Source organism: Lewinellaceae bacterium (assembly GCA_020636135.1).
Lineage (GTDB): Bacteria > Bacteroidota > Bacteroidia > Chitinophagales > Saprospiraceae > JAGQXC01.
Genome location: JACJYK010000001.1, coordinates 3,017,166 through 3,029,050 on the forward strand (window position 1 = coordinate 3,017,166; position 11,885 = coordinate 3,029,050).

The window sequence follows — 11,885 nt, forward strand, 5'->3', positions numbered from 1 at the left end:
ATCTCCGGCGAATAATAACCGCACATTCCGGAAATAATCGTCGTGAAGCCTGTAATTTCATGGCAAAGTTGGTTTGGCCATCAGTGCCGGACGTTAAATCTATGCAATCAATGCTGTTACAATTCCACATCCATTATCGCACAGTCTTTGGCGAGCAGATCATCATTCGTTTTCACATCCATGGTGAAGAACAGATCCATTTTTGCCAGACTTATGACGGAGAGAACTGGACCGGCAGCCTGAATATCCAGGACATCCGGTCCCTATCCTATCAATACGGAATCGACCGGCAGGGTAATGTGGAATACGAAGGTGGAACGGCAAGGTTCCTAACCCTCAACCCTGGAATAGAGACCTCATTTGTCCAGGACTATTGGCGCGTTCAGAAAAACCCTCTGGATATCTTTAACGCATCTGCTTTCACCGATATCATCTTTCAACGGCCAGCGAAAAAAAGCAACAAAAAGCTTAATCTTTCGTCTGGGAGCAACTTTGTGCGGTTCCAAATCTATGCACCTGATGTCCCATCATCGGCCGTGATGGGCGTAACTGGAAACATACCGGAATTAGGCTCCTGGAAAGAAATACATCCGATGCAGGATGACCACTATCCCCTGTGGTCAGTAGCGATTCCCCTGTCAAACGCGTCAAACCTGCTGGAATACAAATACATTCTGATCGATGCAGCGAGCAATCAGATCCTTGAATGGGAGGAAGGAGGTAACCGCCAACTACAATTTGCTTTCCCTTCCGGTCAGGGTAACGAAATCGTGCGCAATGACTTACAATTCCGCCGAAATGAACCCTGGTGGCGTGGCGCCGGCCTGGCCATACCCATCTTCTCCCTCCGTAGTGAACTGGGTTTCGGCATCGGTGAATTTCCGGACCTGTTGCCTCTGATAGACTTTACGACAGAGAGCGGTTTGCGCGTGATCCAGACGCTGCCAGTCAACGACACAATTGCCACCCAGGACTGGAAGTCCAGTTATCCTTATGCTGCTATTTCGGTACATGCGCTTCATCCATTGTACATCAATCTGGAAAGCATTGGGTCCTTTAACGACCCGGCGACTCAAAAGGGCTATGAGCAGGACCGTCAACTGCTAAACACTTTGGGTGCTATTGATTTTCCCACGGTCCTTGAAAAAAAGATTTTCTACCTGCGTGAACTCTACAAACAGGAGTTCAAGACTCTGGAAAAAGAAAAAGGTTTCAAAGACTTCATCAAGCGCAATGCTTCCTGGCTGTATCCTTATGCAGCTTTCAGTCATCTGCGCGACCTGTACGGAACCCCGGATTATAACCGGTGGCCTGAACACAGAATCTATTCGGATCTGAAAGTCCGGGAGATTACCAACCCCAAGTCAGCGACATATCCTCAGATTGCCTTCTACCTGTTTGTTCAATATCATGCGGACCGGCAGCTTAAAGCAGCCAAAGAATATGGCAAGTCCCGCGGTGTGGTGCTTAAAGGTGACCTGCCGATCGGGGTGTACCGGCACAGTTGTGATGCCTGGGTGGCGCCGGAGTTGTATAATATGAATGCGCAAGCTGGAGCGCCTCCGGATGACTATGCGGTACTTGGACAGAACTGGGGTTTTCCCACCTACAACTGGGAGGTGATGGCCAAAAATGGCTTTGCATGGTGGCGGGAACGGATGCAAAAGCTAAGTGAATATTTTGACGCACTCCGGATCGACCACATTCTGGGCTTCTTTCGTATCTGGCAGATCCCTCTGAACCAGGTGGAAGGGACCATGGGCTCATTCAATCCTTGCCTGCCCTACACGGAATTCGAACTGCGGAGATTTGGAGTACATGGAGACCTCACTCGTTTTACGGAGCCATACATCCGTGACCATTATCTGCCTGAGCTATTCGGTGAGGATACCAGCCTGGTTAAAGAACACTATCTGACGAATATCTGGGAAGGCGCCTACACCCTCAAGGATCACGTGAATGACCAGCTGAAAATCAAAAATTTCTTTTCAATTCAGGAGAACAAACCCCATGCACACCTTGCTGCCGGACTGAGCCTGCTGGTGAGCGAAATATTGTTAATCCCGGTGCAGGATGGGGATGAGACTCAATACAATCCCCGCATAACATTGCAGACCACCTATTCTTACAAAGCACTCGATCACCGCGACCAGGAGATATTCACCAATATCTATAACGAATATTATTTCCGGCGTCACAACGATTTCTGGAAAGAGCAGGCTTACTGGAAACTCCCTGCCCTGCTGGATGCGACTCGCATGCTGATCTGCGGAGAAGACCTGGGCATGATCCCGGCATCCGTCCCCGGCGTCATGAAAGACCTGAACATCATCTCACTGGAAATCCAACGCATGCCGAAAGGTGCTGCGGAGTTTGGCGATGCGGCACAATATCCCTACTGGTCGGTCTGTTCGCCTTCGTGCCACGATATGTCGACCATCCGCGGATGGTGGGAAGGCAATCCTGCCACCGCCCAGCATTTTTACAGCAATTATCTCCATCAACCGGGAGCGGCGCCCCAGCCTTGTCCAACCGACATTGTGGAAGCCATCGACAGGGATCATCTGCTGTCTCCTTCGCTGCTGGCCATCTTTCCGCTCCAGGACCTCGTTGGCATGGACAAAAATCTGAGACGGAACGATGTACCCGCAGAACAGATCAACGATCCATCCAATCCCAATCAACACTGGAAGTACCGGTTCCACCTTAAAATGGAAGATCTGAAAAAAGAGTCCGGGCTCATCCGGCAATTAAAAAACATGTTGGTCGAAACCGGCAGATTGCATTAATAATTCGTAACAAGCTGTTAAAGTAACTCGTTCTTCCGGTCATCCTTGACCTATTGGAACTTGTCTTTGCTGATAATCCTTTATTTTTATTGCCATTGATCAATCCATGGATCTACGCCGTATGAAATATCTGTTGATTGTCCTCAGTCTTTTCCTACCGGTCAGCATCTTTTCACAGGATCTGCTGGGTGAGGATTGTGAATACGTAGATTACATCAAGACCATTCAGCTTACACCGGATGGATTTCAGCTTTCCCCTCCGATGATCGGTAAAAGCGGCCGGCTGCGGTTGTCATTTGATGACATCGAGGGAGGATCAAAACATTACCGCTACAGCATAGAGTATTGTAACCGGGACTGGACAACATCGGATCTAAAATTCAATGAATACGCCTACGGCCAGGAAGAAAATCCGATCCGGACAAGCGGATTCAGCCAGCAAACGTATCTGAACTATACCAACTATCAGCTATTTATCCCAAACAGTGATATTCAACTGGAGAAGACGGGAAATTACCTCATCCATGTCTTTGATGCGGATCAGGGTTATATTCCGGTGTTTACCAGACGGTTTATGGTCGCATCACTGGATGTGACCCCTCAATTTACCATCAAGACCTCCCTTGATGCGACTCAGTACCGTACGCATCAACGACTTGAATTGCGTATCCCACTTCCCTCATTTTCGTTAAGCGACCCACTCAATGATATCACTTGCGTGATCATGCAGAATGGCTGGTGGGAACAGGCTGTGACCATCCATCCGACCTATGTATCCAATGAATACCTGGAGTTCAATGAATTTGAAAAACTCACCTTTCCCGCCGTGCGGCAATTCCGGCAAATCGACCTGCGGAATATCAAGAGCAGAAGCCGAAATATCCAGGCATTGGAGCTTTACGGCCGCGATGTAGTGGCATTTGTCGATGATGACAAGCCCAGGGATAACCGGGAATTTGAAGGTGTGGATTTTAATGGACGGTTTATCATTGATCGCCGTACCAATCTCTCATCAAGTGAGCTGCAAATAGTCAAAGACTCCGTTGCGGTGTACAATCCCTTAACCAATGAATACGGTAAGGAGGAGGTCGTCATTCATGCCGCCAATCCCAATGCTTCGCGTGAACAGGTGCAGTCCGAATATGTGTTCACCAACTTCATACTCAAAACGAAACCCTATCAACCGGGCACCGAAATTTACTTAATGGGACAGGTTTCGGACTGGAAATGCAACCCGTACTTTCAACTCAAATACAACCCGGATGAAGACGGATATACCGGTGAATTCCCGCTCAAGCAAGGGATTTACAACTACCTGTATGGTTTATCTACCGATGGAGGGAAAACGTACGACTTTGATCAAACGGAAGGAAACCTTTTCGAGACCGAAAATGAATATACCGTATTGGTCTATTACCGGCCTTTTGGTGCCCGCAATGATGAATTGATTGGCTTCAGAACCATGGCTCCTCTCCGCCGGTAAAATCAGATTACTGCCGGATAACTGTGCTTACTTCTTGGTTTCCGGTTTATCCTCTTTTTTCCGTACTTCCATTCCCGATGCCAGTTTCTTCGAGACCGTACGGTAAGGACCGGTAACGACCATATCGCCATCCTGCAAACCGGATTTGATGTAGATGTATTCATCATCCTGCACACCGGTCTCAACTTTTGCTAAAGCCACCGTATCGCCCTTCACCACGAAGACTACCTCATCCAGTTCCACATTATCTTTCTTGGTTTTATCCTCATCGCTCTCGACGACCACTTCCGGTTTCTGGACTTCTTCCTTTCCTTCGCGCGGCTTGGTCATGTCCCGGGTTGTCACGGCCTGGATGGGTATAGACAATGCATTTTCGACGGTGTTGGTGAGAATATCTACTGACGCGGACATCCCGGGCCGGAAGGCATAATCCACTCCTTTGTCCAGCAAATCCTGATAAGAAGCCGGATCGATACGGATCTTGACCACAAAGTTGGTAACCTGCTCCGAGGTAAGGCTGGTGGTCGTTGCAGCATTGGCGGCTGAGTTGGCAATTTCCGAAACCGTGCCATAGAATTTACGGTCCAGGTAGGCATCCACCTCGATTTCTGCCTTATCGCCGAGGGCTACTTTAAGAATGTCATTTTCGGTGACTTCCACCTGGACTTCCATATTGCTGAGGTTGGCTATCCGCATCATCTCCGTACCGGCCATCTGGATGGTACCTACGACACGCTCGCCTTGTTCTACGTTGAGCATGGATACCACACCTTCAACAGGAGCGAAGATGGAAGTACGCTGCAGGCTGGTCCTCAATTCTTTTAAGGAAGCTTCAGCGCTTTTCATACTATACCGAGCCGCTTCGGAGTTCTGTTCGGCGGATTTAAGGCTGGCCTCTACTGCATTGTAATTGGCCTGGGCAACATCCAGGGAAGCTTTGGTGCTCTCAAAATCTGCTTCAGAAATAATGCCTTCGTCTCTGAGCTTGATGTTGCGCTCATGGATGCGGCGTGCATTTTCGAGTTGTGCTTTCATTTGTTCAACCTGGGCCCGGGCATTCTCTTGCTGGGAAAGAGAACCTGCCACCTGAGCTTTAGCGTTATTGACCGATGCCTCACCACGCTCAACCCCTGAAAGGTAGGCATCCGGGTCGATTTTAGCCAGTAACTGTCCGGCCTTGACCGAATCCCCTTCTTCCACCAGCAATTCAACGATCTCCCCGGAAACGTCGGAGCTTATCTTGACCTCCTTTTCAGGGAATATTTTGCCACTGGCAGCCACTTTTTCGGTGATGGTGCGTCGTTGGGCAGCTTCCATTTCAACCTCTTCTCCCTTTGGCTGGCGCTTTTGCCTGATGACGGCAGCAGCTACCAATAAGGCTAATACAGCCAATAAAATCCAGAGAAAAAGTCTGCTCTTTTTTTTCTTTGTTTTTGCTTGTGCCATGATGTATTAATCTAATTTCAGTGGTTTGCCCAAATAATAATCAACCACCTTCAGCTTGAAGAGGTAGTCGAATTTTGCGATGGAAAAATTATTGGTGCCTTGTTCCAGCCGGTTTTTTGACTCCAGCAATTCGTAATTGTTGGCGGCACCCAATTCATAGCGGCGATTGGTATTGTCGTAAGCGACCTGCAATGCATTAAGGGTTTTTTCGGAAGCCTGGTAAGCCTTCTGGGCGGCCTTGGCATCCGCCACCGCATTTTGCACGGTCACTTTCAGGTTGTTGCGATTTTGTTCAATGTTCAGGCGGGTGTTTTCGACCTGCAGTTCTGCTTGGCGGATGTCGGATGTCTTTTGCCCGCGACTGAAGATAGGGATATTGAGCTGAACCCCGGCACCCAAACCCAGGTTCTGATTGAGCTGATTGAAATAGGGTGTTTTCGTAATGTCAACTGCTTCAGCGGACGGAAACTGAACCGTAATGGGCGTATTGTCAATAATAACGGTTTGACTGATGTAGGTGGTTGTAAACCCACCAACTGTTTTGGCCAGGGTAGAATAATTGGAACTCAATCCAACGCCAATGCCGAAGGTTGGCAAATAAGATGCCTTAGCCATATCGATGTTCTTCTCAATACGCTGCAGCATCAAATCATCGGCAGCCACGCTGGGTTGCGTCTCCAGGGACCGGGCATAAACTTCTTCAAACGTATAGGTGGTGGGATCCGCAGCCGGGATGGATATGGTCGGACGAACGATATCAAATGGTTCTGAGGGATCTATTTGCAGCAGGTTTTTCAGATTGATCAGTGCCTGGGCAATGTTATTCTCGCTTGCAATGACATTTTGCTCATTGGTAGCTACCTGGGCATCAAGATCATACCGGTCATTGGGCGCTGCAGTCTCCGCGTCAATCATCTTCAACATCCGGTCAAGGTTTTGCTGGGCCAGGGCCAGTTGTTGACGATTGTTGTTCAGCCGTTCGTTTTCAAAAAGTATGTTCAGGTAAGCGATGACCACATCCAGGGCTACATCATTGGAAGTCTGCTGCTTGCGCACGTTGGCTTCCTGCATGGATAGACGGGCCTGCTCGATGGAAGTCTCAATGCGTCCTCCGGAATAAATAGGCATGTTTGAACTGATATTCCAGGTATTGAAGCCTGCATTGGTCGGCACGAAGTCGTTGGTTGTAGGGTCGATGTTACGACCGAAGTTGTAATTGAATCCCGACGAAGCACTTAAGTTCGGCAACCGGCTCCAGCGCGCTGCTTTAAGATCAACTTCCGCGCTTTCAATATTGATATCGGCTTGTTTGATCACCAGGTTCTTCTCCCGCGCGTAGTTCACGCATTCTTCCAAACCCCATTTTTTCTGGCTGAAGGCCGTGGTAGCCATTAGCAAAGTCGCCCCCAGGATGAAGATCAGGTTTTTCATGTATAATGGTTGTTTTTAGTCAACTGTATCAGGCGGGTCTTCAGTCACCCGGATCCGCAAAAATCCATATTGCTACTGAAGGTCCTACCATGTCCTGTCATGGATTTTAAAACCTCCCAATGATACGGACAGGTGTCTTAATGCAATAATAAAATCTATCAAGCTCGTGGATTTCCGGATGAACCGCTGGTAAACCGGGCAAAGTGTTCATTCCTGCCGATGAAAGGTGATCCCGTCAGCGAGCCTGACTCAGGATATAGGCGCGCAGGTCTTCCAATTGCTGGACGCTCATCTTCTCCGCCGTATATTGAGGCATATAGGCTTTCTTACCGGTTAGCGGAGAGGTACCCCACCGGACAACCTGGTAGATCGAATAGCGGTCGTAAACAAACAAATGTTTTTCCAGGAATCGAAAGGTCATCCGGGTATTGTCCAGCGCAAAGAATGAATAACGCTCATCTTCATGGCAATGGAGGCAGCTCAGTTCGTAGATGTATTTGCCATTCTCCGGATCGCCCTCGATACCGGGGGCACCTGCCTTACGGTCGTCCGGAGGAGCGATAAAGGTAGCCGGAGAAAAATCCAGATATTTTGAATGAATGAGTTCGCGGGCTGCCGTATTGTCCCCTTCACCGCGAAGGGCTTGCTGGATGGTTGCCAGTTCTTTCTCACTCAGATTGAGGTCCTTCATCCGGTAACCTAACGTCCAGAAATAAGCCAGTACTGACTCCATTTCCCAGGGCTCCAGCTCACGCCCCTGCGAACATTCGATGGCGCAGAGGTGGATGGCTTCGCGCAGACTTTTTCGCGCTGGTTCGACCAGATCACCGTATTTCTTGTAATAATCACCATTGTACCAGGACTTCTTGTTGACCGTCCCGTAAAAGGTGGTTCCCTGCAAAAAGTCCAATTCATTGGTACGGGCGTAATCCAGTCGTGCCTGAGGATCGGCAATGGTCAGATCCGGGTCTTCGCGGACCTGATTATGGCAGGAAGTACAGACAAAATGCCTGGATTGCTTGGTGGTGCGCCCTCCATCCGGGCGGGTGGTGATGCCGTACTTTACCAGTTCTTCCCCGCGTTTCGCCGATGCCCCGGTAACGCTCATATCCGGGCGGTTGGGTGATGACGGCTCTCCCAGGAGGCCCAGAATGACGGCCACCTCCGCATCATCGGCAACCACCGGAGTTTCCGGTGCGGATGAGGCGATGATCGCCAGTAACCCAATCAGTACGAATCCTGTGATAATACCGTATCGCATCACTTCACAATATTTTAAACAGGCGTGAAATGGTAAAACCCAGCCGGAACTCGCCCTTTTTCCAGGCTTTGCGGGTATAGGGTATGAAGTCCGTCTCGGCGATTCCGGTTGCATTGGTCAGGTTAATCTGGAAAACATGGCCACCGGTTTCGATCTCCACGCCAACGCCTAATGGCATATAATAATCATTGTCAGGAGTGCGCAGTGAGGATATCGGATAGGCAGCATCGAGTAATACAGCCAGGGACTTACTTACTTTAAGCCGTGATGCAAGCCCAACAGACCAGATATCATTTTCATCTCCGAAAGTGACAATATTGCGGTGAGTCCAACCCGCATTCAGCTGTACTGAAAAGCCAGGTGTGAAGCGTCGCGCTACCAGGACCTCACCATGGTACGAAAGCCGGTGTTTCACGGTCGCAAAATAATTGATGGCTGTCACATCATTGGATCTGGCCATGGTGGTAATGGAAGCCAGTCCATAGGCGGTGATGGATACGGGTACCGCTTCGTTTTGAGTGAGAATCCGGTATTTCACATTTCCGTGCAGCAGCTGGCGCAAAGGTCCGGAACCTTTCGTCCGGCCAATACCGATGGTTGCATTATTGGTGATGCCATAGTCAAATCCAATAAAAATGTCACTGGCGTCCTCCAGCCCGTAAAAGGTATTCCACCCGCCCAAAGGACCGGCTATATCGCCAAACCGGTGGCCTACCCGGAAATCCAACCGGTATTGTGCCACGGTTTCCACACTTTGGGTATTGATAACCCGGGTGTCCTGAAAGGTGCGTTCCTGGGCCAGCACCAGTGTGCTAAACCATCCAAAAAATCCTATGACGATCAACCATTTCCGCATATCATTCAGGATAAGCATTTGATACCCAGCAGGATATCAGGTCCAACTCCTCTAACGTAAGATCCTTTGGCCCCGGATTGTCGACCCAGTTGGGCGGCATGCCCACCTCTGGGTTGTCCTTCAGGTCCAGTACGTAATATTTGAACTCCGTATCTTTCAGGTAAGGTCGTAATGAGGTATAACTCGTGAAATCTCCTGGCGCTTTAGTCCCCGCAACGTGGCATCCGGAGATTGCACAGTTCTTGTCGATGATCGGCTTGATGGTCGTCTGATAGGTCGCCTGAGCGGTATCACAAAATGCGGGAGCTTCCGGTTCTGGCAATATGTCATAGGTGCAGCGGCCCCACATCGACGCCATCACAACTGCGACAATTAAGATCCAAAGGTGTCTCATACAACCTGCTTCGAATTGTAAAATTGGAAAATACGAGACACATAGACAACTATTCTCGTCCGATTAATGTTTAAATTTGCATTCTCGTAAACGATAAAAATTATACTGATATGTATCCGATAGAGTTAGTACGACCAATGTCTGCAGACCTGACCAATTATGGTTTTACCAGTCTCACGACAGCTGATGAGGTCGATGATATTCTGCAAAATGATGAAGGAACTACCCTTCTCGTTGTTAATTCTGTCTGCGGATGTGCTGCAGCCAATGCCCGGCCGGGAGCCAAGCTCGCTTTGCAAAACGGCACCAAACCAGACAAACTTTTTACGGTGTTTGCCGGCGTAGATCGTGAAGCTACCGAAAGGGCACGCGAATACCTCCTGCCCTACCCTCCGTCCAGTCCATCCATCGCTCTGTTTAAAGATGGCAAACTGGTCCACTTTCTGGAAAGACATCATATTGAAGGCCGTTCAGCGGAAATCATTGCCGCTAACCTGAAGATGGCTTTTGATGCTTACTGCTAATTAGGAAGGCTATATATGTTGGTGCATTTATGGGTCGAAACACTGAATTCCATAAATGCATCAACCCTTGTAACCGCTTATTCTTCCGTACTTACCCATTCCCATTTTCCATCCACCATGGTTCGCATGATTCTGGCGTCGCGGATTGACTCCGGAGCAATGTTCAACAGATTGCGGTCAATCAGGACCAGGTCTGCGAGATAACCGGGCTGCAAACTTCCGACGCGGTCTTCCATTTTGCATGCATAGGCGCCTCCGGAAGTGTAAGCCCGCAAGGCCTGTTCGACGGATATCTTTTGCTCCGGCACCCATCCTTCCGGGTTATTACCATCAAGTGTGCGCCGGGTGGCTGCGGCATAGATACCTGCCAGCACATCCGGCGGAGCAACGAACCAGTCGCTTCCGAAGGCCACATGGGCTCCGGCGTCCAGTAACGATCGGAAGGCATAGGTCATTTTGATCCGCTCCGGACCGATGACTTTTTCTGCCCAGCATCCATCATCGATGGCATGGTAAGGCTGCATGCTGGCAACCGTTCCCGTGGAGATAATCTTTTGGATTAGCGAGTCATTCAGATGCTGGGCATGTTCAATACGAAAACGGCGGTCACGCATGCCATTGACCGCATCCAGTTTACCGTAGATACCCAGCAAAATGGCATTCGCCCGGTCACCAATGGCATGGACGATCACATGCAGTCCGGCCTGATCGGCATGGGTTATCCAATCTTCCAGGTCTTCTTCTGTATTCACCAGAAGGCCAGTATCATCCGGTTTATCGGTAAAGGGCTCAAAAAACGCAGCCGTATGGCTACCCAATGAGCCGTCAACAAAACCTTTCAAACCGCCTATCCAGAGATGATCATCGCCGGTGCCATGGGCAACAACGGTATCTCTTAACCGCTCCCAGGCAGCCAGCGGGGTGACGGCATAAATGCGGACGGGCAGGTGTCCGCGGTCCCGATTCCGGCGAAACACCGCATAGTCATCCCAGGTACCCATGTGATGCACCATGGTCACCCCATTGGATAGTACGTATTTACTGGCGGTATCGAGTGCACGGTCCAGGTCTTCCGGGGTGGCGTGAATGTATTGGTCGATCAGGCCCATGGCGTTATCCTTGAAGATACCGGTAGGCTTCCCATCAGCCCCGATAACCACTTCTCCCCCATCAATAACAGGAACCGGTCCATCCAATAATCCGGCTATCTCCAGCGCTTTGGTATTGGCCAATGCCATGTGGCCGTCAAGGCGGTTCATAAATACGGGATTGTCTGCAGTGACGGAATCAATCCAGCTCCGATCCGGTAATGTACCTCCCCATAATTCGTGATTCCAGTCCCCACCTGTAATCCAGGAACCCGGATTTTGCTTTTGGGCAAACTCGGCTACGCGGGCTATGAATTCATCACGCGTACCGGCATCACGCAGCTGCACCGAAAGCAGATTGGCTCCACCCATCAAAAAGTGAACGTGCGCGTCAATAAATCCCGGCGTGACAAATCCGCCTTTACCGTCGAGCACAGCCGTTTCTGCCCCCCGGTAATCGTCGTAGTCCCCTTTTCCTATTGCTTCTATCTTACCTCCCCGGACTGCAATCCAGTCCGCATCCAGGAGTGTACCGGACCAAATTTGTACGTTATGGATTATCGTGTCAGCTGATGCCATGATTTCCTTATTTTGGCATTGTAAACTCAAAAAA

The 11,885-nt window shown here is 49.7% G+C and carries 9 protein-coding genes; 3 read left to right on the forward strand and 6 right to left on the reverse strand.

All coding sequences use genetic code 11. From position 1 onward, the window contains the following. Positions 1 to 110: 110 nt before the first annotated feature. Positions 111 to 2,789: a 4-alpha-glucanotransferase gene (locus H6570_11545; protein MCB9319911.1), complete on the forward strand. Its 2,679-nt coding sequence runs from the start codon at positions 111 to 113 to the stop codon at positions 2,787 to 2,789. A gap of 121 nt (positions 2,790 to 2,910) precedes the next feature. Further along, complete coding sequence (locus H6570_11550; GenBank protein ID MCB9319912.1) at positions 2,911 to 4,272, forward strand: DUF5103 domain-containing protein; 1,362 nt, start codon at positions 2,911 to 2,913, stop codon at positions 4,270 to 4,272. A 27-nt stretch (positions 4,273 to 4,299) separates the two neighbouring features. On the opposite strand, the gene H6570_11555 is transcribed toward H6570_11550, so the two are convergent. The 5 genes from H6570_11555 to H6570_11575 form a co-directional block, all read right to left on the reverse strand. Continuing rightward, entirely contained in the window at positions 4,300 to 5,718 is a 1,419-nt protein-coding gene (locus H6570_11555; GenBank protein ID MCB9319913.1) for an efflux RND transporter periplasmic adaptor subunit, read from the reverse strand. A gap of 6 nt (positions 5,719 to 5,724) precedes the next feature. Further along, positions 5,725 to 7,149, reverse strand: a complete 1,425-nt coding sequence (locus H6570_11560) for a TolC family protein (protein MCB9319914.1) — start codon at positions 7,147 to 7,149, stop codon at positions 5,725 to 5,727. A 235-nt stretch (positions 7,150 to 7,384) separates the two neighbouring features. After that, positions 7,385 to 8,410, reverse strand: coding sequence for a c-type cytochrome (locus tag H6570_11565; GenBank protein MCB9319915.1), 1,026 nt, complete (start codon positions 8,408 to 8,410; stop codon positions 7,385 to 7,387). Positions 8,411 to 8,414: 4 nt separating this feature from the next. Beyond that, positions 8,415 to 9,266 carry a hypothetical protein gene (locus H6570_11570; GenBank protein ID MCB9319916.1) on the reverse strand — a complete coding sequence of 284 codons (852 nt, stop codon included), beginning with the start codon at positions 9,264 to 9,266 and terminating at the stop codon, positions 8,415 to 8,417. Position 9,267: 1 nt separating this feature from the next. Continuing rightward, positions 9,268 to 9,660 carry a hypothetical protein gene (locus H6570_11575; protein MCB9319917.1) on the reverse strand — a complete coding sequence of 131 codons (393 nt, stop codon included), beginning with the start codon at positions 9,658 to 9,660 and terminating at the stop codon, positions 9,268 to 9,270. 110 nt (positions 9,661 to 9,770) lie between these two features. Here H6570_11575 and H6570_11580 point away from each other — a divergent pair, with 110 nt between their 5' ends. After that, positions 9,771 to 10,184 (forward strand): BrxA/BrxB family bacilliredoxin, encoded by a 414-nt coding sequence (locus H6570_11580; protein ID MCB9319918.1) that lies wholly within the window; start codon positions 9,771 to 9,773, stop codon positions 10,182 to 10,184. A 77-nt stretch (positions 10,185 to 10,261) separates the two neighbouring features. Here the strand turns inward: H6570_11580 and H6570_11585 are convergent, their stop codons facing one another. Next, on the reverse strand, positions 10,262 to 11,851 hold the full coding sequence (locus tag H6570_11585; GenBank protein ID MCB9319919.1) for an amidohydrolase: 1,590 nt from the start codon (positions 11,849 to 11,851) through the stop codon (positions 10,262 to 10,264). Between the last annotated feature and the right edge of the window lie 34 nt (positions 11,852 to 11,885).

What these genes read in the sequence shown, in the direction of transcription:
- H6570_11545 (MCB9319911.1), top strand. Translation starts at nt 111, where the DNA reads ATGCTGTTACAATTCCACATCCATTATCGCACAGTCTTTGGCGAGCAG.
- H6570_11550 (MCB9319912.1), top strand. Translation starts at nt 2,911, where the DNA reads ATGAAATATCTGTTGATTGTCCTCAGTCTTTTCCTACCGGTCAGCATC.
- H6570_11555 (MCB9319913.1), bottom strand. Translation starts at nt 5,718, where the DNA reads ATGGCACAAGCAAAAACAAAGAAAAAAAAGAGCAGACTTTTTCTCTGG.
- H6570_11560 (MCB9319914.1), bottom strand. Translation starts at nt 7,149, where the DNA reads ATGAAAAACCTGATCTTCATCCTGGGGGCGACTTTGCTAATGGCTACC.
- H6570_11565 (MCB9319915.1), bottom strand. Translation starts at nt 8,410, where the DNA reads ATGCGATACGGTATTATCACAGGATTCGTACTGATTGGGTTACTGGCG.
- H6570_11570 (MCB9319916.1), bottom strand. Translation starts at nt 9,266, where the DNA reads ATGCGGAAATGGTTGATCGTCATAGGATTTTTTGGATGGTTTAGCACA.
- H6570_11575 (MCB9319917.1), bottom strand. Translation starts at nt 9,660, where the DNA reads ATGAGACACCTTTGGATCTTAATTGTCGCAGTTGTGATGGCGTCGATG.
- H6570_11580 (MCB9319918.1), top strand. Translation starts at nt 9,771, where the DNA reads ATGTATCCGATAGAGTTAGTACGACCAATGTCTGCAGACCTGACCAAT.
- H6570_11585 (MCB9319919.1), bottom strand. Translation starts at nt 11,851, where the DNA reads ATGGCATCAGCTGACACGATAATCCATAACGTACAAATTTGGTCCGGT.